Origin of the sequence: Nocardia sp. NPDC050412, assembly GCF_044458825.1 — a bacterium.
Classification (GTDB): Bacteria; Actinomycetota; Actinomycetes; order Mycobacteriales; family Mycobacteriaceae; genus Nocardia.
In genome coordinates, this window is sequence record NZ_JBITIJ010000002.1 from 138360 (window position 1) to 159426 (window position 21067).

Below are 21067 nucleotides of genomic sequence, written 5' to 3' on the forward strand. Positions count from 1 at the left end.
CGGTGTAAAAGGACGCTACGCAGGTTCGCCCCGGCGCGGGTAATACCGGTTTCGAGTGAGGCGATAACGAACCTCTATGGTGTCTGAGCAGCGACTATGCGGTGGGCTCACAATGTCGGCCGTGAATTCGGTACCGCCACGTTTCCGCAGAGCAACAATACGGAAATCATCGCGTGCGACGACGTTGCTGCGAGAAAGGTGGATCGACGACGTGGATACTCGACGCTTGTTTTCGTTCGTGCGCATCGTGGATGCCGGCAGCATCACCCGTGCCGCGGATATCCTGCACATCGCGCAGCCCGCGCTGAGCCAGCAGATGACGGCCCTGGAGGCCCAGTTCGGTCAGCAACTGCTGATCCGGCACAAACAAGGCGTTGAACCCACCGACGCGGGCCGGGCGCTGTACCGGCACGCGCAGATCATCCTGCGTCAGGTGCAGAGCGCACAGGCCGAGGTGAGTGTGGTCGGCCGCGAACTGGCGGGCGGTGTTTCCGTCGGGCTGGCGCCCTACAGCACGGTCAACGCGATCGCTCTGCCGTTGCTGACCGCGGTGCGTGAGCGGTATCCGAGCATCCTGCTGCACATCAACGAGAACTTCGGCGGCGTGCTCAGCGAGGCGATGATGACCGGCCGGATGGATATGGCGCTGCTGTATGACACCGGACCGATCAAGGGTGTGACCTTCGAGCCGCTGCTCACCGAGGAACTGATGGTCGTCGCCCCGGCGGGGACCGGGCTGCCGGGTACGACCGGTTCCGCGGTCTCGATCGCGCAGCTGAAGAGCCTGCCGCTGCTGCTGCCCGGCCCGATGCACACCATCCGGAAAGTGGTGGAGCAGGCCTACGATCACGCGCTGGAACATGCGCATGTCGTGGGAGAGGTGGAGTCGGTGGCGCTGATGGCGCAGGCGGTGCGAAATGGCTTGGGCTCCACCGTTTTACCGTTATCGGTGGCCCGCCGGACCATGACCGTCGACAATCTGGAATTGCGCCGCATCGAACCGCCGATCACGGTCCAGGTATCGCTGGGCACCCCGACCAATCAGCCGCTCTCGAAACCGGCGGAGGCCGTGCGCGAAATACTGCGCGCTGTCGTCGCCAACTACGTCAGGAACAGTGCGGGGCGCACGGCTCAATAACCCCGTCGGATGTCGATGGTCGCGAGCAGCGGTTGTCCGGTGGCGAACCGTTCGACGTTCGCCGTGACATGATCGGCGAGCACCGCGGTGAGGCCCGTCGCGGGATTGGCGACATGCGGGGTGACGATGGCGTTGGGCAGCGTCCAGAGGGGATGGCCCGCCGGAAGCGGTTCGGGTTCGGTCACATCCAGGGCGGCGCCGCCGATCGATCCGTCCTCGAGTGCGCGTACCAGCGTATCGGTATCGATAAGCGAGCCACGAGCCACATTCACGATCCAAGCGGTCGACTTCATTCTGGCGAGAGCATCCGCATCCACGAGGTGTGTGGTGTCCGGTGTCGCCGGTGCGGCGAGCACGAAATGATCTGCTCGCGACCAGATTTCGGTTATCCGATCCGCCGCGACCGTCTCGGCGGCGCCGGGCACCGGAGCGCCCGACCGGGTGACTGCCAGTACCTGTGCACCGAATGCGGTGAGCAAGGGGATCATGGCACGGCCGATGCCGCCACAGCCGACGATTGCCACGGTCGAGCCGTGCAGCGTCCCGACCCGTGGGTCGAAATCCGACTTGCGCCAGGATGTCGCGCGTACCTGCTCGGCAAGGACCCGTACACCGGCGAGCAGCAGCAGGACGCCGTGCTCGGCGACGTTGCGCGCGTACGCACCGGCCGCTGAGGTCCAGACGCGAGTCTCATCGATGATCCCGGCGGAGATCCAGGGTTCGACGCCGGCGGCGGGCAACTGCACCCAGCGCACTGCGTCAGGCAGCAGGTCGGGAAAGGTGGCCGGTCCCTGCGTCCACACCACCGCGTCCGCGTCGGTGAGTGGAACGAGAATGCCGCCGCCTTGCTCGATGCCCTTGGCGAGGGCGGAGTCGGAATCGGGACCGAGATGGATTCGCGGACGGCTGATATTCGGCACGGTTGCCTTTCGAGCTGGAAGTGGATCAGACGACGGCGGTCAAACCGCCATCGACATACAGGATCTGGCCGTTGACGAAATCCGATGCGGGCGAGGCGAGAAACAGCAGCGCACCCACCAATTCGTCGGTACGTCCCCACCGTCCGGCCGGTGTGCGCCTGGTGAGCCAGTCACTGAAATCGGCGTCGTTCACCAGCGCGGCCGTCAACTCGGTATCGAAGTAGCCGGGCGCGATCGCATTGACCTGCAGTCCCAGTGGAGCCCAATCCGCGCACATGCCGCGGGTGAGCATCTTCAGCCCGCCCTTGCTCGCCGCATACGGCGCGATCCCCGCCCGGCCCAATTCGCTTTGCACCGAACAGATATTGACGATCTTGCCGCGTCCACGTTCGACCATCGCGCGTGCGAATTCGCGCCCCACGCAGAAGGCGCTGAACAGATTGGTATCGAGCACGCGACGGAAATCTGCGTCGGAGAATTCGAGCAGCGGGCTGCGATGCTGGACTCCGGTGTTGTTCACGACGATATCCACCGGGCCGATCTCTTTTTCGACCTGCTGCGCCGCGGCGGTCACCTGCGCGGAGTCCGTCGCATCGAATGCACAAACGTGGACTACCGTGCCGGTCTTGTCTGCGATCTCGTCCCGGCTGCGGGCGAGTGCCGCCGCGTCACGGCCATTGAGGACGACCGTCGCTCCCGCCTCGGCGAGCCCGGTTGCCAGCGCATATCCGATACCGCGGCTCGAGCCGGTGACCAGGGCGATCTTGCCCTCGATATCGAAACTTCGATGCGCACTCACCGCGCCACCGCCCGGTCCCGAGCGAACCCGACCACCGACCGCGCGATATCGTCCGGCCCCGCCCCGACATCCAGTACGATCCCGAACTCATCCGGCCCGAGCGGCTCCAGCAATGCGAGTTGAGAATCGAGCAGGATGGGCCGCATGAAATGCCCGCGTCGTGCCGCCATCCGCGACCGAATCGTGGTGGGCGAGCCATGGAGGTGCACGAAAGCGACTGGTGCAGAGATATTTCGGAGCACATCCCGGTACTGTCGCCGCAACGCGGAACACGCCACCACACCGGCACCTCGTGTGCACATCCAGTCGCGTACGGCCTCGAGCCACGGTGCCCGGTCCGCGTCCGTCAGCGGAATACCTGCGGCCATCTTCGCGACATTCGACGGGGGATGCAGATCATCGGCATCCAGGAACTCGCCGCCCGTCATCTCGGCGACCCGCCGCGCGATCGTCGACTTCCCGCAACCCGTCACGCCCATCACCACAATGTGGGGTCGCCGATCGCCGTCCATGAATATTCCCGTCCGCCGGTGTCCAGATACGCAGATCGACCATGCCCGAACATGTCGCGTCGGGGCAATGATCAGGTGATACGAGTCCTGGAGGACGTCATAACGAAAGACGAGGGATGAACCGCGAGGGCGGCTGAAGATCGGGCGCTTCCAGGTGCCCCACGCACTCCATAGCCGGCAGGGGACCTGAAAATCGCGAGCCAGAGAAATGCGCTGAGCTGCAATGGTTCTCGGTGAATGAACTACCGAGTACATGATCGACTCCTGCCGCGTGGCGATGCGGCGTATCGCCGACGGAGGGCTCTTTTCGGTCTATGGCTGGTAGCACGCCCCACCGACGGCCATTGGTCCGTCGGTGGGGCGGGGCTCGGTTATCCGCAGTGGACCTCCGAAGTTATCCGCAGTGGACTCCGAATTCCTCCCAGAGGTCGTCCTTGATGCGCCCGCCCCAGTCGATGCACTTGCCTTCCGCTTCGACCTTCGCGTACGCGAAGTCGGAGAAGACGCGGTCGTCGTTTATGACCACCTGGGAGTGGTCCTTCGACTGCCGGACGGCGGCGCCCATCGAGATCGGGTCGCCCGGCTTATCGCGCACGGTGACTACGCAGTTGGTCCGGCCGTCGTAGGTGAGAAAGACTGTGCCGCCCTTCAACTCGTGCGAGTCGATCACCTTGAAGCCGCCACCGCACTGGCCGTCGTATGTTGCCGCGGACGCGGTGGCCGGGAGGAATACCGCCATCCCAGCGGTGATCCCGATTGCGGCCGCACATGCGGCGATCAGCTTTTTGGCGTTGCTCAAGGTCGAACCCTTCCCTCTTCCATCCATGTGACATCTAGCGTTCGGCTTTTTACCCCGCGTGCTCGGCCGCCAAACTCGGGCACCATCGTTGCTGCCACGCCGAACCTACGGCAGCAGTTGATAACCGGCTATTTGCGGCCTTCCAGATCTGGGAACTTTCGCACCGGATCAGAGCGCCGGGCGGAAATCTTTTTCCAACGGTCGGTGCAGACCGGCACGTCACACCCGGACTGCGACGGGTTCCGCGGAGATGGTGGGCTCGGAGAAGTCCGGAGTCCGGCGGTTCGGGATGGTCGCCGAGATCGCGGCACCGAGTACGGCAACACCGCAGCCGATCAGCAGTGCGACCCGGAATCCGCTTTCGGTCGGAATCGCGTGCCCGCCCATCGAGACGGTCATCTGGGCGAGCACCGCTCCGATCACGGCAGCAGCGGCAGACGTGCCAACCGAGCGCATCAGGGTGTTGAAGCTGTTGGCGGCAGCGGTTTCCGATACCGGGACCGCACCCATGATCAGCGCGGGCATCGCGCCGTAGGCGAAACCTGTTCCCGCACTGATGATTACGGTGACGGCCAACATCCCCCATGTTGAACCCATCAGCGCCATCGAGGCGGCATAGCCGAACGCGATGATCAGGCATCCGATGACCAGGGTGAACTTGGGACCGCGGGCGGCCGAGAGCTTGGCGCCGACCGGCGAGATCAGCATCATGACGACACCCGCCGGTGCCATCCACAGTCCCATCGCCATCATCGACTGGCCGAGGCCGTAACCGGTGGCGGTGGGCAGTTGCAGCAGTTGCGGCATGACCAGCGACTGGGAGTACATGGCGATACCGACTACGACCGAGGCGGCATTGGTCAGCAGTACCTGCGGCCGTGCGGTCACGCGCAGATCGACCAGCGGCGCATCGACCAGCAGCTCCCACCAACCCCAGACCAACAGCAAGACCACCGCGGTGACGAACAAGCCGAGGATGCTGGCACTGGTCCAGCCCCAAGCGGCGCCCTTGGAGATCGCGAGCAGCAGCGATACGAGTCCGGCACCGAGGCCGATCGCTCCGAGTACGTCGAAACGTCCGGTGCCGCCGCTGTTCGGGGTATCCGGGATGATCGCGAATATCAGCACACCGACCAGCGCGGCAAGTGCGGCGGAGCCCCAGAACAGCCCCCGCCAGTTGCTGTATTCGACAACTGCCGCGGACAGCGGCAGGCCCATGGCGGCGCCGATGCCGAGCGACGAACTGATCAGCGCGATGGCCGCACCCAACCGCTCGGGCGGCAGCAGATCACGCAGCGCGCTGATGCCCAACGGAATGATGCCGACACCCGCACCCTGCAGGCCGCGGCCGATGATCATCGGCACGATCGAGGTCGCGACGGCGCAGACGAGTGATCCGGCGACCAAAGGAACGATCGAGGCGAGCAGGATCCGCCGCTTGCCGTAGAGGTCGCCGAGTCGTCCGGCGACCGGAGTGATCACGGCGCCGACCAGCAGGGTGATCGTGACCACCCAGGTGGCATTGGATGAGGTGGTGTGCAGCAGCTGCGGCAGCTCACCGAGTAGCGGCATGACGAGTGTCGCCATGAGTGAGGCGACGATGCCTGCGATGGCCAGCACGGCGAGGACGCCGCCTGGCCGGGCAACGGGGCTTGGAGTATTCACGCGCGTCTCCATATTGGTGGAAATCAGGAAAAGAATGTTGGACGCATACGATGTGCGTAATGCACACTGTATGGCATATACATGTTGCATGCTAGATGCACGCGATGTGTGTGACGCACATCGCGTGGTATATCTGGTGCTACGGAATCCAGGCGCAGGTCGGCGCGGATCGGCAGAAGGACCCGAAATGGACAAAACCCTCGACAAGATCGAGTTCGAGACCATGCTGTTCGGCCGGTACAGCCTCGCCTCCCGACAGCTCGGCGGGCGTCGACTCGATCGCAACACCTACACATTGCTCAATCGGCTGCGGGTGGCGGGCCCGATGACGATCGGGCAGTTGAGCGAGGCGGTTGGCCAGGACGTGTCGACGCTGAACCGGCGGACCGCGGCCATGGTGCGCGACGGTGTGGTGGAACGCATCCCGGATCCGGATGGCGGCATGGCCCGCAAATTCCGCATTACCGCCGAAGGCGAACGGCAACTCGACCGCGAACGCGACGAATCGATCGAAACCTTGGCGGCGATCCTCGCGGACTGGTCACCGCAGGACGCGGCCGCCTTCGCCGATTACCTGCAGCGTTTCAATATCGATATCGAGCGCTATCTCGGCCGCCCCTGGCCGCGCCCGTAGTCGTCAGATCGCGGTGCCGATGTCCTGGGTGACCAGGTGGTCGAGGGCTCGTTCCGCGACGGCGGCGATCGTCATCGACGGATTGCATGCCGCGGCATTGCCCGGCAGCAGCGCACCGTCGACCACATAGAGCCCGCGCTGACCCAGGACCCGGCCATCGAGATCGCAGACCGATCCCATGCTCGCACCGCCGAGGGCGTGCCAGGTGGACGGGAACAGTGCGTTGGTGTCCACCAAAATGCTTGTCGGACCGGCGATTCGGCGCACGGTCGGATCGATGTGATTGTTCTGGATACTCGCGTCGCCGTTCTTGGGCCACTGCAGGATCGCGTCGTCGTTGGCCGAATCGTAGACGAACCGGCCGCGGTCGGCGCTCACGCCGTATCCGACCAGCATGGTGCTTTTGGCATCCATCTGCATCGGCGGTATGGATGCTTGGATGACAGTGAAGGCGGCCTGGGGATCGTTCCAGTTCTTACTTCCGTAGACCACGGGACCGCCTTGAGCCGCACCGAAATCGGCGATGGGGTCGGTCCAGACATAGATCCGGTCGGCATTGGTGCCCCACTGCTGACCCAGCCCATCGGGCAGGTCCGGAATCTTTCCTTTCGCGCCGGCCCGTACCAGCAGCTTGGTGGTGTTCAGACTGCCCGCCGACAGTACGAGGGCATTGGCCGTGATGATCTTGTTTTCCAAGACATTGCCCGAGGTGTCGAGCCGTTCGACGTACACGACCCAGCGGCCGTCGGCGCCGCGTTCGACATCGGTGACCTGGTGCAGCGTCTGCACCTCCACCCGGCCGGTCGCCTCGGCCGCGGCGATATAGGTGACATCGACCGAATGTTTACCGCCGTTGTTCACGCCCATCGCGCCGTCGCCGTTGGTGTACGACGGTTTCATCTCACCCCGTAGCTCGGCGAGTGCGTAGTTCCAGTCGATGGGCATCGGAATCTTCGACAGTGGCAGCCCGGCCTGGCGCACATGATCACCGAATACGCGTGCGGCCGTGTAGTTCCGGTCCGCGATCAACTCGTCGGGCGCCACCGCGAGGCCGAGCATGTGAGCCACCCTCGGATAGTGCACTCGATCCATGGTCGCCCAGTCGAGTTCCTCGGGCAGATTCGCATCGAATACCGGTTGGGTGGGCTGCAGCGACATGCCCTGGTAGATGAGCGAGCCGCCGCCGAGGCCCGCGGCGCACAGGGCGGTCATATTCGCTCCGGGTACCGCCTCGACGAGGCCGGTGTAGGGCTCGAAAACCAGCGGTGTACCGAATAACGTCGGGCTGGACCGGTACCAGAGCACCCGCTTGTCGAGCGCCGAGGCGCGCGGAAAGGTCTCCGAATTCGGCCCGGTCGGCCAGCGCATCCCGCGTTCGAGCAGTAACACCGGCACCCCGGCCTGGGCCAGGCGCAGCGCGGTGACCCCGCCGCCGAATCCGGATCCGACCACCACGACGCGGCGTTCCTCGCGGGTGAGCGGGACGCTGTTGACCCGTGCGGCGATACCGTGCGTCGGGTTGGTGCTTCGTGAGCCGAGTATGGCGACACCGGCCGCCGCGGTCGCGGTCAACAGGGTCCGGCGGGTGATCACCGACATGCTCTTCCTCACTCACATAACCGGACGGTCTTGTCCGGTTGGGTCGATAGTTTGCTGGAGACTGTGGAAGGAGTCAAGCGGTAGGTTGGGCGAATGACAGCGTCGCGCCGAGCAAATCCCGGACCGAAAGCCGCTGCCGAAAACCGAGCGGCTCTGATTCGAGCGGCTCGAACTGTGTTTGCGGAGAACGGTTTCGACGCACCATTCAGTTTGATAGCGCGCGCGGCAGGTGTCGGGCAGGGCGTGCTGTACCGGCATTTTCCGACCAGGGAGAGCATTGCGCTCGCGGTATTCGAAGAAAATATCGTCGAGATCGAAGTACTTGCCGCCGACCCGGCGACCACGGTCGGGGACGTGCTGGCCCTGATCGTCGATCAGCTGACAGCGTCCGCGGCCTTCCTCGCCATGATCTATCCGTCGAACACCGAGGACGAGCAGTTGCTCGGCGCGGCTTGGCGGCTGCTCGGCCTCATCGGCCAGATGCTCGACGACCCCGGCCGGCGCGGCGATATCCGCGCCGACCTTACGGCGACGGATATCGTCATAGCGGTGGCGATGCTGGCGGCCCTGCTGGCGAAGACCGACCCGGAATCCAGACAGGCCACATCCCGGCAGGCATGGGCAATATTGGAGCGTGGCCTGCGCACGTGATGCCCGTGGCGAGAGTGTGCAGTAGCTCGCCGCGTGGGCGTGGATCGGCGAGTACGGTCATCACCATGAGCAAGGCCATAGTTGAGCTGTCTCATCCGATCTCGGACGGCATGCTCACCTATCCGGGCCTGCCCGCACCGCGAGTCACCATACATACCGCGCGTGACCGGTCGGCACTGGTCGACATGACCCACGAGATCGCGCGCGTGGATACCGTCGGCAATGCGGGGACATATATCGACGCGCCCTTCCATTTCGATGCCGACGGCGCCGATATCGCCGAGCTGCCGCTGGAACGGCTGTTCAACGTGCCGATCGTTATGATCCGCGCGGCGGGAATCCGCGTAGTGGGACCTGATCTGCTCGGCGACCCGGCACGGCTATGGGGCAAGGCGGTGCTCGTGCACACCGGCTGGTCGGCGCGCTGGGGTTCGTCCGAGTATCGAGGCCCCGGGCATCCGTACTTGGTCGGTGAGGTAGCCGATGCGCTGGTCGCCGCCAATGTGGCACTGGTCGGCATCGACTCGCTCGACGTCGATGACACATCCCTGCCGACGCGACCGTGCCACCACACGCTGCTCGGGGCGGGAATCCCGATCATCGAGCAGTTGACGAACCTGGACGCGGTCCCCGACATCGGTGCCAGGCTGGTCGCACTGCCTGCGCCGGTGCGTGGGATGGGCTCGTTTCCGTTACGGGCTGTTGCCTGGACCGATCTGTCAGTATTTGGGTGAGGTCGGCGGTCGGTATGCCGCATCGACCAGGCGCATGCCCGCGATGTCATCCCGATTGTGCCACTGCGGCAAGGCTTTCCAGCGGTGGTGCAGCCGCTCGACTGCGTCTGTATCGAGTTCGACGCCGAGGCCCGGTGCGTCGGGGACGGTGACGGCACCCTCTTCGAAGACAAAGGGTTCGGTGATCACATCTTCGGGCTGCCATGGGTAGTGGGTGTCGCAGGCGTAGGTCAACTCGGCGACGGTGGCGGCCACGTGGGTCATTGCCGCGAGGCTGATTCCTAGGTGGGTGTTCGAATGCATCGAGACGCCCTTGCCGTATGCGTGGCAGACCGCGGCCAGGTCGCGGGTGGCGAACAGTCCGCCCCAGAAGTGATGGTCGGACAGCACGATCTGGACCGCATCGATATCGAAGGCGGGGCGGACTTCCTCGATCGAGGTGACGATCATATTGGTGGCCAGGGGCATTCCGGTGCGGCGATGCACTTCGGCCATATCCTCGCGGCGCGCGGTGGGGTCCTCGAGGTATTCGACGACGCCCGAAAGCTGCTCGGCCACAGTCGTTGCGCTGGCCAGCGACCAGCCGCCATTGGGGTCCAGCCGCAGCGGATGATCCGGAAATGCCTTGGCCAGTGCGTCGATCGCGGCGACTTCCTCCTCCGGCGGGAACACACCGCCCTTGAGTTTGAACGAGCGGAATCCGCCATAGGTGGCGAACTTTTCGGCCAGGCGGACGACGCCATCGGGGTCGATCACCTCGCCCCAGTCGTCGGTCGGTGCGTCGGGGAACGGATGTTCGGCCCACTTGTAGAATAGGTAGCCGGAGTAGTCGACCCGGTCGCGGACCTTGCCGCCGAGCAAGGCGTGCACCGGTAGGCCGAGTTCGCGACCGTGGGCGTCGAGTGCGGCGGATTCGAAGGCCGATATCACGCTGAGGCGGACCTTATCGGTGGTGAGGGTGCCGCGCAGACCACCCGCGATCGGGTTGTCGATCAGCACCTCCCCGGTGGTGTTCGCACCGAGCAGGCGAATGGCGTTGATCGCGGCGACCGGCATGCCGATCAGTTGTTCGGCGAGGTCGGCCGCGCGTTCGAGGTAGACGCGATCGCCATAGGTTTCGCCGAGACCGTGAGCGCCGCTGTCGGTTTCGATCTCGACAATCAGGCGCGGCGTATACGGCTGGTGCACGCCGCCGACATTGAGCAGGGGAGCGTCCGCGATGAGGATCGGGGTCAGTCGAACATCGGTGATAACAGGGGACATGTCAGTCTCGCTTTCCGTCGACCCGGCGCGGCAGCCGCCACGGGTTGGCCTCGCGCAGGGCCGGTGGAAGTAGGTCGTCCGGGAAGCCCTGCCAGGCGACCGGCCGCAGGAAGCGGGCGATGGCGGCGGTGCCCACGGAGGTGGCGGTCGGCGCGGTAGTGGCCGGATACGGGCCGCCGTGCTGTTGGGCCCAGCTGACCGTGACGCCGGTGGGCCAGTCGTTCCACAGCAGTCGGCCCGCGAGTGCGGTGAGGGCCGGCAGCAGGGGACGCACATCGTCGATCTCGGAGGTCTCCGCAACGATCGTGGCGGTGAGACCGGGCTCGAGCTGGCGCAGAACCTGTTCCAGCTCAACGGGATTCGAGTATTCGACGACCAGTGCCGCCGGGCCGAAGCATTCCGCCTGTAGGGCCGCGCCGCCTGACCGGAAATCGGTGGCTTGCACGCTCAGTAAGGTCGGTGCGAGTAGATCCTTCGGTGCCGAAAGGGCTGTGACTGTGGGATTGTCGCGCAGGGTGGTGACGCGCGATCGGAAGCCGTTGGCGATGTGGTCGTTGAGTAGCGGCCGTGGTGGCACGGCTGCGACCGCCGCGGTCAGCGCATCGGTGAGTCCGTGCTCCGAAGGCAGCAGCAGCACACCGGGCTTGGTGCAGAACTGTCCGGAGCCGAGGGTGAACGATCCGACGAAACCCTCGACGATCTGTTGTCCGCGCGCGCGGATCGCTCCGGGCAGGACCACTACCGGATTGACGCTGCCGAGTTCGCCGTAGAACGGGATCGGGCGCGGTCGCGACGATGCGATATCGAACAGTGCCCGGCCACCTGCCAGGGAACCGGTGAACGATGCGGCGGCGATATCCGGATGACGCAGTGCGGTAGTGCCCGCTTCGACACCGTGGATGACCGCGAAGGTGCCTGCCGGGGCGCCGGCCGTCGTCAGTGCCTCGCGTACAATGGCTCCGGTCCGTTCGGAGAGTCGCGGGTGGCCCGGATGTGCTTTGAGGACAACGGGACAGCCTGCGGCCAGTGCCGAGGCGGTATCGCCACCCGCGACGCTGAACGCGAACGGAAAGTTGCTCGCCGCGAAAACGAGTGTGGGGCCGATCGGCACTAGGCTGCGCCGGATATCGGGTCGCGGTCCCATCGGCCAGCTCGGATCGGCGTGATCCACAGTGGCGGCGAGGAATTCGCCATCGGCGAGCACTTGGGCGAAGAGTCGCAACTGGAAGGTAGTGCGGGTCAATTCGCCACGCAGGCGCGGTGTTTCGGGCAGATGGGTTTCGGCCGCGGCGAGCGGGACGAGTTCATCGGCGGCCGCGTCGAGGGCGTCGGCGATACGGGTGAGCCACTGCGCGCGTTCGGTGGGTGTGGTGTCGGCTAGGCGGCCTGCGGCATCGGTTGCCGCGGCGATGATCCGCTCTAGTTCGTCGAGGTCGGTGTCCATGAAATCCTTCCGAAGGTTGGCGGTGGTGCTGTTCAAGCGATCGTGGCGATCAGTGGTGCGGGCGGCAGCGAATCGAGCAGTTCGATGACTCGGTGCAGCGCCGGATTGGCGCACTCGCGTCGCCAGATCGCGTGCAGGACAACGGGATCTTCGACGCCGATGAGCGGCCGGAACCGCACGCCGTCGGGATGCAGATGGGTGGCGGTTTCCGGTACCAGTGCCAGACCGCGTCCGGCGGCCACCAGCGCGAGCATGGTGTGTACCTGGGTGAGTTCGTGGGTGGCGGTGTATGGCACGGCCGCGAGGATGCCGGAAACCAGATCGGCGAAATAGCGGGCCGGGCCCGGCGCGTACACCAGCATCGTCTCGCCGCCCAGTTCCTCGATCGCGATCGGACCGTTCCCGGCCAGTTTGTGCTGTTCCGGCACGGCCAGCATCAAGCCTTCGGAATGCACCAGCCGCGAATCGAATTCGCTGCGATCGAACGGCGGGCGGGCCAGCGCCAGATCGAGGCCACCGCTGCGTAGATTCTCGAACTGGTCGGAACTCACCATCTCACGCAGCACGATCTCGACCTGGTCGAGCCCGGCCTCGATGTGGTTGAGGAACCGGCCGAGGAATCCGAAGCCCGACGCCGCGGTGAAGCCGATCCGCACCGTGCCCGCCCCGCCCGCGGCTACCAAGCGGGCGGTGCCGGGCGCAGCGCCCGCCATGGCCAGGAGACGACGCGCCTCGGTCAGGAAGACCTCGCCAGCCGGGGTCAACTGGACCTGCCGCTGGGAGCGGTCGAAGAGTTCCACCCCGATATCGCGTTCGAGCTTCTGGATCTGGCGGCTCAGCGGTGGTTGCGTCATCTGCAGGCGTTCGGCCGCCCGACGGAAATTGCCCTCCTCGGCCACCGTGACGAAGCCGCGGACGTGCTCCAGCGACAGCATCGACATCGTTCTCCTCCTGCGTTGTGGCGTGCACTCCGCCTCGCCCGCAGATTGCGCTCTCCGCAGGCTATGACTCGCTACTGATACTCGTCCAACGCCAATTCGGCATCAACCGATACCTTGAAGGTATTCATCTGAGGGTGACGATCTCGACCCAGTTGGGGTCGCGACCGACACCGAGTTGTTGGCGCGGGATGAGCGAGCCGGTCGCGGGATCGATGGCGTAGCTGGTGACGGCATCGGATTTCTGCCCCGCGACCACCAGGAACCGCCCGCTGGGATCGATGGCGAATCCGCGCGGCTGGGTCTCGGTGGGCGTGTGTCCGAGCGGATCGAGCAGCCCGGTCGCCGAGTCGATACGGAATCCGGTGATCGTGCTCGAAGTCCGTTCGGTCACATAGAGATAGCGGCCATCGGGTGTGCGGCGCAGCTCTGAAGTCCAGGGTGGCCCATCTGATTCGGGCGGCAGCACCGACGCTGAGGCGATCAGAGTGAGCGTGCCCGTATCGGATTCGAAGCGGTAACTGTTCACCGTACCGTCCAGCTCATTCGCCACATAGGCGAAGGAGCCGGACGGATGGAATACGAGGTGGCGCGGACCAGCGCCAGGTGCGGCCTCGACCCGCGGCGGCTCATTCGGTGTGAGCCGGCCGGTTCGGGCATCGAAGCGGTACTGCAGAATCACATCACCGCCGAGTGATGCCGCGAACAGATACCGGTTCGACGGATCGGTCAGTATCGAATGCGCATGCCGCGGTGTCGATTCCACCGTGACCGGCGGTCCGACGCTGCCATCGGATGCGATCGGATTGACCGCGATCTTGTCGCCCGAATACGAAGCGCTCAGCAGATAACGCCCGCTTCGATCCGTCGCGAGATAGGCCATATTGTCCGGCAACGGCGCGGTCGATAGCGGTGTCAACCGCCCCGTCGCCGGATCTGTGGCGAATACCGCCACCGCGAAGGGGGCCGAGCGCAGCGATGCGTAGAGGTACCGGTGGTCCGGACTCATCGCCATGGGCATCACCGCGCCGTCCACCGGCCACGACTCGACGAGCGTCAGCGCACCGTCGTCGTCGAGTCGCAGCACCGAGATTTCGCGACTGTCGGCATTCGAGACATAGACCACGCTCATGCGGATTTTCGGCTGACCCGGGCTCGCAGTTCCAACTCGATTTGTTCCAGACTGCGACCATTGGTCTCCGGCACGAACCGCTGTACCAGCAGGAACATCACCACGCTGACCGCGGCGAAGATCCAGGCCGAATAGCCGAGTCCGAGGTGATCGTTCATCACCGGGAACAGGAACGTGATGGCGAAGGTCGAACTCCACAGCACGACACTGCCGACGCCCATGCCGACACCGCGCACCCGCAGCGGGAAGATCTCCGCCATCATCACCCACACCACCGCGCCCCAACCCAATTCGTAACCCGCGAGATAGACATTGAGCAGAATCAGCGTGGTGAGGCCGGTAATGGTGTGATTGTGCACACCGAGCACGATGGCGCCGAGCAGGAACAGGGACGAGGCCATACACACATTGCCGAGCAGCAGCAAAGGCTTTCGGCCCCAACGGTCTACCACGAAGATCACCCAGGCCGTGAATGCCACCTTGATCGCACCCAGCACAATGGAAGCCAGCAGTGAGGTCGAATTCCCGAAGCCGAGATCTTTGAACATGGTCGGCGCGTACACATTCACGGCATTGACGCCCGAGAACTGTTGTCCGACAGCCAGAATAAGCGCCACGACCAAGGCGGGCCGCGCCCACGGTGCCAACAGATCGCGCAGCCGCCCCTTCTGCTGCTCATCCAATCGAATGACCGAACGGATACTGTTTATCTCGGATTCGATCTCATCGGCCCGATGGGTTCCCGCCAGCACGGCCCGTGCTTCCTCCTCGCGCCCGGCATGGACCAGCCAGCGCGGCGTCTCCGGCAGCACCGACATACCCGCCAACAGCGCCGCAGCGGGAATCACCGCGACCGCGAACATCATGCGCCAGTTACCGCTGCCGGACAGCGCCCAGTCCACGATGTAGGCGATCAGGATGCCCGAGACGATCATCAGCTGATTCAACGTCGACAATGCGCCGCGGGCCCTGGTCGGGGCCAGTTCCGACAGGTAGGTGGGTACGGTCGCCGACGAACACCCCACCGCGATACCGGTAATGAAGCGGGCAATCACCAGGACCGTCACATTGGGTGCGAGCGCACAGCCGAGCGCCCCGACCGAGAAGACCGCTGCGGCCAGCATGATGGTTCGCCGCCTGCCCAGCCGATCGGTGATCCGTCCGGCGATGGCCGCGCCGATCACGGCACCGGCGGCCAAGCAGCCGCCGATCACGCCCTGTGTCACCGAGGACAGGTGCCATGACTTCTTGATGAACAACAGCACACCGGAGATGACCCCGAGGTCGTAACCGAAGAGAATGCCGCCGAGAGCGCCGAAGAAATAGAGAAATTTGACGTTGGACGCGAGCGCCGATTTCGGCGCGGCCGTTGTATTGAATTGCATTGTGCGGTACTTCTTTCGCGGTGGAGCAAAGTGTCATCAGCGTCACATGCTGATGGCGCGAAGTTCGGAGAAAGACGATTCCGTCTGTGTATCGGGTGATGCGTTTTCGGTGGAGGTCAGAGCGGATTCGGTTTGCCGAGTGGGGTTTCCACGAAGGGGCCGCCGATAAGCCACGGACCGGGATCGTTGACAGTGGGAATATCGGCGGCGAACTGTTCGGCGTCGTCCTGGCTGCGGTAGCCGAGTTCTTCGGCCTCGCGCAGTGATACGACGGCACGGGTATTGGCGGAGACGCCCCAGATCACCCGATAGCCTGGTCGCTCGGCAGCCAAGCAGGCCTCGAACAATTGTGCACAATCGTTGGGGGACAACCACATCGACAGTCCGCGCGCATCATGTGGACGTTCGAAACACGAGCCGATCCGGATGCAGATCACGTCCATGCCGAAGCGGGAGTGATAGAGACTGCCGAGCGCCTCGACGGCGACTTTGCTGACACCGTAATAGGTATCGGGTCGGGGCGAGGCATCGCCGGGAATCGGTTCGTCGCCCACGGCGCGGAATCCCACGGCATGGTTACTCGAAGCGAGCACGACCCGCGGCACACCGGCCTGCCGCGCCGCCTCCAGAACCTTATGCGTGCCGTCGATATTGACGGCGAGAACGTTGTCCCAGCTGTCTTCGCGACTGATTCCGCCGAGATGGATGATCGCATCCACGTCTCGGCAGGCCGCTGCGATGGTGGCCGGATCGGCAAGCGATCCGGTGACGAGCTCGACCCGCTCGCCTGCGGTCGGCGCGGGGAGTTCGGTCAGATCCAGTAGCCGCAGAACGCGATCGGGACGCCGTAGGCGGGGCCGCATGAGCGTGCCGATTCCGCCGCCGGCGCCGGTTATCAGAATTCGGTGATCAGTCATGGGGCATCGGTCTCGCTCATATAGCGGAAAATGCCGACAGAACTGCGGTCCGCGCACATTGGTTTCCTCCTGTGTGCCGGGTGGAAGTGTGGGGTAGGTCACTTCCACCCGAACGTGTCAGAAGGGTATGGCCCCGTACTGATGCCTGTCCAAGACCATTTCTGTATCGACCGATGCCGTTGCGGCATCGGTCGATCGTCTACTTCGCCAGCGAGACGTCCCCGTCGCGCTGCAACTTGGAATGCATCCGCGAGTACCCGAAGTACACGGCCAGCCCGATAACCAGCCACACCAGGAAGCGCACCCAGGTCTCCCACGGCAACGACCAGATCAGGTAGATCGAGAAGCCGATACCGACCAGTGGCACCACCGGCATGAGCGGCAATTTGAATGCGCGCGGCTCATCGGGCCGGGTCCGACGAAGCACCATTACCGCGACCGAGACCACGATGAAGGCCATCAGAATGCCGATATTCGTCAGCTCGGCTACCACGGTGATATCGAGCAGACCGGCCATGGTCGCGGATCCGATGCCGACGATCCAGGTCACCCGGGTCGGCACCTTGCGCACCGGATGCGTCTTGGCGAACCACTCCGGCAGCAGCCCGTCGCGGCTCATCGCGAACCACACCCGGGTCACGCCGAGCATGAAGGTGAGTACCACCGTGATGATGCCGACGATCGCGCCGATCGCGATGATATTCGCGACGCCCGGCATGCCGACCGATTCGAACGCGGTGGAGAAACCGCTGGTCGGGCTGATCTCGGTGTACTTCTGCATCCCGGTCAGCACCAGCGTGGCCAGCACATACAGCACCATCGCGATGGCCAGCGAGTAGATGATGGCCTTGGGCAGATGCTTCTTGCCGTCGATGGATTCCTCGGCGGCGGTGCTCATCGCGTCATAGCCGAAGACGGCGAAGAAGACCGTTGCCGCACCGGTCCATACCGCGCCGGCACCGAACGGGAAGTACGGGGTGTAGTTGGAGCTGTCGATGTGGAAGACGCCGAGCACGATGATCAGCACGACCAAGGCGACCTTGATGCCGACGGCGACCGTCTCGAAGCGACCGACGCTCTTGATGCCGCGCGAGAGCAACCACGCGGTGCCCAAACAGAACAGCACCGCGAAGACGTCGATCACGTGCCCCTCTCCGGTGCCGTGCGCGCCCATCATCCAATCGGGCAGCGTGATATCGACTTGTCCCAGTAGGAATTTGAAGTATCCGGAGACGCCGATCGCGACCACCGCCGCCACCGCGATGTATTCCAGCAGCAGATCCCAGCCGATGAACCAGCCCGCGATTTCGCCGAGGGAGACATAGCCGTAGGTGTAGGCGGATCCGGCCTTCGGCACCATCCCGGCGAATTCCGCGTAGCACAGCGCCGCGCAGGCGCTGGCGACACCGGCGATCAGGAACGAGATGAGCACCGCCGGGCCCGTGACGGAATGCGCGACCGAACCGGCCAGCGCGAAAATGCCCGCGCCGATGATGCCGCCGACGCCGATCGCCGTGAGCTGCCACAGTCCGAGTGACCGCTTCAGTTGCTCGTCCGTGGGCCCGGTCTCCTCCTCGATCTGCTCGAGGGGTTTACGGCGCAACATCTGGCTGCGCAACTCCGCGAGGGACATTGGTCTTCCTTTCATCCTCTGCGCTACCCGACATGCAGTAACGCAGATCACATTCTGAGCAGCACTCAGCTAATCGGACCATAAACGCGCTGTGATCGTTGAGTTGGATAAATAAACCTCGGCGGCCTTGTCCGACTGCACAGACAAGACCGCCGAGCACGGGATCAGCGCTGGCTGCCCGGTCGCAGTGAGCGCAGGAAGAACGCCACATTGGCCGGGCGTTCGGCGAGACGGCGCATGAAGTAGCCGTACCACTGATCGCCATAGGGCACATAGACCCGCACATGCCGGTCTTCGCCGACGAGTCGGCGCTGTTCGGCGTCGCGGATGCCGTAGAGCATCTGGAATTCGAAATCGTCGCAGCTGCGCCGGGTTGCGGTGGCGAACACTCCGGCCGCCTCGATGAGTGCCGGATCGTGGGTCGCGACCATCGGATAGCCGTCACCGTTCATCAGCACCCGCAGACAGTCCAGATAGGACTGGTCGACATCGGCCCGGCTCTGATATGCCACCGACGCCGGTTCGCGATATGCGCCCTTGCACAGGCGAATTCGCGAGCCCGGACCGGAGAAGTCCCGGCAGTCGGCCTCGGTGCGCCGCAGATAGGCCTGCAGAACCGTACCGAGCGACGGGAAGTCGGCACGCAACTCCCGCACGATCGACAGCGTCGAATCGGTGGTGGTGTGATCCTCGGCGTCGATGGTGACCAAAACACCCGCATCCGCTGCGGCGGTGCAGATCTGGTGCGCGTGCTCGCGGGCGATCGCGTGGCCGTCCGCCGGCAGGGATTGGCCGAGCGCCGAAAGCTTGAGCGAAACCTCCAGCGGCCCAGGGCTTCCAGCCTCACGCAGCAAACTGAGCAACGACAGCAGTGACAGATAGTGCGTCACCGTATTGCGCGCCTGTTCGATATCGGTAGTGTCCTCGCCGAGGTAATCGACGGTGATATACCGACCCGATCTCAGCAGATTCTCCACGGCCGCAACAGCATTCGGCTCGGATTCACCAGCGACGAAGCGGTCGACCAGCTTCTTGGTGGTCGACATGCGGGTGACGGTGCGCTCCATGCGCGGCGAGCGCGAGGCGGCCAGCATGGCTGGGCGAAGCAGACCGGAAATGGCCATCAGATCTCCTCGGGTGCCTGGTGCGGATAGGTATGCTCGGTCGGCGGGACGAAGGCTTCCTTGATGGTGCGGGCAGAGGTCCAGCGCAACAGGTTCTGGGGCGAGCCGGCCTTGTCATTGGTGCCCGACGCGCGGGATCCGCCGAAGGGCTGCTGACCGACGACCGCGCCGGTGGGCTTGTCGTTGATGTAGAAGTTGCCGGCGGTGAAGCGCAGGCTTTCGGTCGCCTTGGCCACGGCAGTGCGGTCGTCGGCGATGATCGCGCCGGTCAGGCCGTAGGCCGAACCGCCGTCGACCAGGTCGAGCGCCGCCTCGAAGGATCCGGCGACCGAATCGTCGTAGACGTGGACCGCGAGAATCGGGCCGAAGTATTCGGTGCTGAATGCCTCGTCGGTGGGGTCGTCGCCGAGCAGGATGGTCGGGTCGACGAAATATCCGACGCTGTCGTCGGCATGTCCGCCCACCGCGATGGTCAGACCCGAGGTGGCCTTGGCGCGGGCGATGGCATCGGCATTGCGGTCGAAGGCGCGCTGATCGATGACCGCGCCGCCGAAATGCGCGAAATCGGTGACATCGCCGTAGGTCAGCGCGTCGACCTTGTCGATGAGATCGCGACCCATCTTGGCCCACACCGACTTCGGGATGAAGGCACGCGAGGCGGCAGAGCACTTCTGGCCCTGATAGTCGAATGCGCCGCGGATCAGCGCGGTGGTCAGCACATCCGGATCCGCCGAGCTGTGTGCCAGCACGAAATCCTTGCCGCCGGTCTCACCGACCAGGCGCGGATAGGTGTTGTAGTCGGCGATATTCATCGCGACCGAACGCCATAGATGCTGGAAGGTCGCGGTCGAACCGGTGAAGTGGATGCCCGCCAGCCGCCGATCGGTCAACGCGACATCGGAGATCTTCGGGCCCGCGCCGTGCACCATATTGATGACACCGGGTGGCAGACCCGCGGCCTCGAGCAGTTTCATCGTCCAATACGCGGCCACCGCCTGGGTGGGCGATGGCTTCCACAGGACCGTATTGCCCATCAGGGCGGGTGCGGTCGGTAGATTGCCCGCGATCGCGGTGAAGTTGAACGGGGTGATTGCGTAGACGAAGCCCTCGAGCGGGCGGTATTCGATCTTGTTCCACACACCCGGGGTGGAGATCGGCTGGTCGGCCAGGATCTGCCGGGCGAAATGCACATTGAAGCGCCAGAAGTCGACCAGTTCGCACGGTGCGTCGATCTCGGCCTGGTAAGCGGTCTTGGACTGCCCCAACATGGTTGCGGCGGCGATGGTTTCGCGCCACGGGCCGGACAGCAGATCTGCGGCCCGCAGGAAGATCGCGGCGCGATCCTCGAAGGACAGCGCCCGCCAGCTGGGTGCGGCGGCGCAGGCGCCGGCGATCGCATCCTCGACGTCGCCGGCCTCGGCGGTGGTGAGGGTGCCGAGTACGGCGGCGTGATTGTGCGGCTGCACGACGTCGATGCTCTTACCCGAGCCGCGCCGGTGTTCGCCGCCGATGACGTGGTGGATCTCGGTCGGCGTCGCGGCCAGTTCGGTCAGTTTCGCCCGCAGTCGTGCGCGTTCGGCGCTGCCCGGTGCGAAGGTGCCGACCGGCTCATTGGCCGGGGGTGGCGTGGACACGATGGCGTCCATGAGTCCTCCTGTGTTGTTTCGAGCGACCTGCAAGCAATCGCTAGCGGCGCTGGAATATGACGGTGAGCCGAAGTCAACACGGCAAAACAGCCCGCAGAATCGGACAAGCGGACAAAGATGGGATGACCGGATTG

Annotated in this window: 19 protein-coding genes; 4 read left to right on the top strand and 15 right to left on the bottom strand. The window is 64.7% G+C overall.

The window, feature by feature from the left end:
- The first annotated feature begins 226 nt into the window (after positions 1-226).
- Positions 227-1138 (top strand): nitrogen assimilation transcriptional regulator NAC, encoded by a 912-nt coding sequence (gene nac, locus ACIBI6_RS04805; RefSeq protein ID WP_364354849.1) that lies wholly within the window; start codon positions 227-229, stop codon positions 1136-1138.
- On the opposite strand, the gene ACIBI6_RS04810 is transcribed toward nac, so the two are convergent.
- The 5 genes from ACIBI6_RS04810 to ACIBI6_RS04830 all read right to left on the bottom strand — a co-directional run bounded on the left by ACIBI6_RS04810 (position 1132) and on the right by ACIBI6_RS04830 (position 5833).
- Positions 1132-2058, bottom strand: coding sequence for a D-isomer specific 2-hydroxyacid dehydrogenase family protein (locus ACIBI6_RS04810; RefSeq protein ID WP_396955337.1), 927 nt, complete (start codon positions 2056-2058; stop codon positions 1132-1134). The genes nac and ACIBI6_RS04810 overlap by 7 nt on opposite strands.
- 25 nt (positions 2059-2083) lie before the next feature.
- Complete coding sequence (locus tag ACIBI6_RS04815; RefSeq protein WP_364354855.1) at positions 2084-2857, bottom strand: glucose 1-dehydrogenase; 774 nt, start codon at positions 2855-2857, stop codon at positions 2084-2086.
- Positions 2854-3369: a gluconokinase gene (locus tag ACIBI6_RS04820; RefSeq protein WP_364354858.1), complete on the bottom strand. Its 516-nt coding sequence runs from the start codon at positions 3367-3369 to the stop codon at positions 2854-2856. Before ACIBI6_RS04820 ends, ACIBI6_RS04815 begins: the two co-directional genes overlap by 4 nt.
- Before the next feature lie 394 nt (positions 3370-3763).
- Complete coding sequence (locus ACIBI6_RS04825) at positions 3764-4168, bottom strand: spore-associated protein A (protein ID WP_364354861.1); 405 nt, start codon at positions 4166-4168, stop codon at positions 3764-3766.
- 219 nt (positions 4169-4387) lie between these two features.
- Positions 4388-5833 carry an MFS transporter gene (locus tag ACIBI6_RS04830; RefSeq protein ID WP_396955338.1) on the bottom strand — a complete coding sequence of 482 codons (1446 nt, stop codon included), beginning with the start codon at positions 5831-5833 and terminating at the stop codon, positions 4388-4390.
- 187 nt (positions 5834-6020) lie between these two features.
- Between ACIBI6_RS04830 and ACIBI6_RS04835 the strand changes: the two genes are divergently transcribed.
- Entirely contained in the window at positions 6021-6467 is a 447-nt protein-coding gene (locus ACIBI6_RS04835; RefSeq protein WP_364354867.1) for a winged helix-turn-helix transcriptional regulator, read from the top strand.
- 3 nt (positions 6468-6470) lie between these two features.
- On the opposite strand, the gene ACIBI6_RS04840 is transcribed toward ACIBI6_RS04835, so the two are convergent.
- Entirely contained in the window at positions 6471-8066 is a 1596-nt protein-coding gene (locus tag ACIBI6_RS04840) for a GMC oxidoreductase (RefSeq protein WP_364354870.1), read from the bottom strand.
- A gap of 93 nt (positions 8067-8159) precedes the next feature.
- On the opposite strand from ACIBI6_RS04840, the gene ACIBI6_RS04845 reads away from it, so the two are divergent.
- Together ACIBI6_RS04845 and ACIBI6_RS04850 are read left to right on the top strand one after the other, a co-directional pair.
- Positions 8160-8717, top strand: coding sequence for a helix-turn-helix domain-containing protein (locus ACIBI6_RS04845; RefSeq protein WP_364354873.1), 558 nt, complete (start codon positions 8160-8162; stop codon positions 8715-8717).
- 65 nt (positions 8718-8782) lie between these two features.
- Positions 8783-9451, top strand: a complete 669-nt coding sequence (locus ACIBI6_RS04850) for a cyclase family protein (protein WP_364354876.1) — start codon at positions 8783-8785, stop codon at positions 9449-9451.
- Here ACIBI6_RS04850 and ACIBI6_RS04855 read toward each other — a convergent pair.
- The 9 genes from ACIBI6_RS04855 to pruA all read right to left on the bottom strand — a co-directional run bounded on the left by ACIBI6_RS04855 (position 9437) and on the right by pruA (position 20933).
- A complete protein-coding gene (locus ACIBI6_RS04855; protein ID WP_364354879.1) occupies positions 9437-10714 on the bottom strand; it encodes a glucarate dehydratase family protein in 1278 nt (425 codons plus the stop codon). The genes ACIBI6_RS04850 and ACIBI6_RS04855 overlap by 15 nt on opposite strands.
- 1 nt (position 10715) lies before the next feature.
- Positions 10716-12158, bottom strand: coding sequence for an aldehyde dehydrogenase (NADP(+)) (locus ACIBI6_RS04860; RefSeq protein WP_364354882.1), 1443 nt, complete (start codon positions 12156-12158; stop codon positions 10716-10718).
- Positions 12159-12190: 32 nt separating this feature from the next.
- Positions 12191-13099, bottom strand: coding sequence for a LysR family transcriptional regulator (locus tag ACIBI6_RS04865; RefSeq protein ID WP_364354885.1), 909 nt, complete (start codon positions 13097-13099; stop codon positions 12191-12193).
- Between the two features lie 124 nt (positions 13100-13223).
- Complete coding sequence (locus ACIBI6_RS04870) at positions 13224-14228, bottom strand: beta-propeller fold lactonase family protein (protein WP_364354888.1); 1005 nt, start codon at positions 14226-14228, stop codon at positions 13224-13226.
- Complete coding sequence (locus ACIBI6_RS04875; RefSeq protein ID WP_364354891.1) at positions 14225-15613, bottom strand: sugar porter family MFS transporter; 1389 nt, start codon at positions 15611-15613, stop codon at positions 14225-14227. The genes ACIBI6_RS04870 and ACIBI6_RS04875 overlap by 4 nt, the downstream gene beginning before the upstream one ends.
- A 116-nt stretch (positions 15614-15729) precedes the next feature.
- A complete protein-coding gene (locus ACIBI6_RS04880; protein ID WP_364354895.1) occupies positions 15730-16530 on the bottom strand; it encodes an NAD(P)-dependent oxidoreductase in 801 nt (266 codons plus the stop codon).
- A 199-nt stretch (positions 16531-16729) separates the two neighbouring features.
- On the bottom strand, positions 16730-18163 hold the full coding sequence (locus ACIBI6_RS04885; RefSeq protein ID WP_364354898.1) for an amino acid permease: 1434 nt from the start codon (positions 18161-18163) through the stop codon (positions 16730-16732).
- 164 nt (positions 18164-18327) lie between these two features.
- Positions 18328-19287: a proline dehydrogenase family protein gene (locus tag ACIBI6_RS04890; protein WP_364354901.1), complete on the bottom strand. Its 960-nt coding sequence runs from the start codon at positions 19285-19287 to the stop codon at positions 18328-18330.
- A complete protein-coding gene (pruA, locus tag ACIBI6_RS04895) occupies positions 19287-20933 on the bottom strand; it encodes an L-glutamate gamma-semialdehyde dehydrogenase (protein ID WP_396955339.1) in 1647 nt (548 codons plus the stop codon). The genes ACIBI6_RS04890 and pruA overlap by 1 nt, the downstream gene beginning before the upstream one ends.
- Positions 20934-21067 lie beyond the last annotated feature (134 nt).

Coding starts and splice junctions, on each gene's coding strand:
- ACIBI6_RS04890 (WP_364354901.1), bottom strand. CDS start 19,287: ATGGCCATTTCCGGTCTGCTTCGCCCAGCCATGCTGGCCGCCTCGCGC.
- ACIBI6_RS04855 (WP_364354879.1), bottom strand. CDS start 10,714: ATGTCCCCTGTTATCACCGATGTTCGACTGACCCCGATCCTCATCGCG.
- ACIBI6_RS04870 (WP_364354888.1), bottom strand. CDS start 14,228: ATGAGCGTGGTCTATGTCTCGAATGCCGACAGTCGCGAAATCTCGGTG.
- ACIBI6_RS04850 (WP_364354876.1), top strand. CDS start 8,783: ATGAGCAAGGCCATAGTTGAGCTGTCTCATCCGATCTCGGACGGCATG.
- ACIBI6_RS04865 (WP_364354885.1), bottom strand. CDS start 13,099: ATGTCGATGCTGTCGCTGGAGCACGTCCGCGGCTTCGTCACGGTGGCC.
- ACIBI6_RS04860 (WP_364354882.1), bottom strand. CDS start 12,158: ATGGACACCGACCTCGACGAACTAGAGCGGATCATCGCCGCGGCAACC.
- ACIBI6_RS04875 (WP_364354891.1), bottom strand. CDS start 15,613: ATGCAATTCAATACAACGGCCGCGCCGAAATCGGCGCTCGCGTCCAAC.
- ACIBI6_RS04885 (WP_364354898.1), bottom strand. CDS start 18,163: ATGTCCCTCGCGGAGTTGCGCAGCCAGATGTTGCGCCGTAAACCCCTC.
- ACIBI6_RS04845 (WP_364354873.1), top strand. CDS start 8,160: ATGACAGCGTCGCGCCGAGCAAATCCCGGACCGAAAGCCGCTGCCGAA.
- pruA (WP_396955339.1), bottom strand. CDS start 20,933: ATGGACGCCATCGTGTCCACGCCACCCCCGGCCAATGAGCCGGTCGGC.
- ACIBI6_RS04835 (WP_364354867.1), top strand. CDS start 6,021: ATGGACAAAACCCTCGACAAGATCGAGTTCGAGACCATGCTGTTCGGC.
- ACIBI6_RS04880 (WP_364354895.1), bottom strand. CDS start 16,530: ATGACTGATCACCGAATTCTGATAACCGGCGCCGGCGGCGGAATCGGC.
- ACIBI6_RS04840 (WP_364354870.1), bottom strand. CDS start 8,066: ATGTCGGTGATCACCCGCCGGACCCTGTTGACCGCGACCGCGGCGGCC.
- ACIBI6_RS04820 (WP_364354858.1), bottom strand. CDS start 3,369: ATGGACGGCGATCGGCGACCCCACATTGTGGTGATGGGCGTGACGGGT.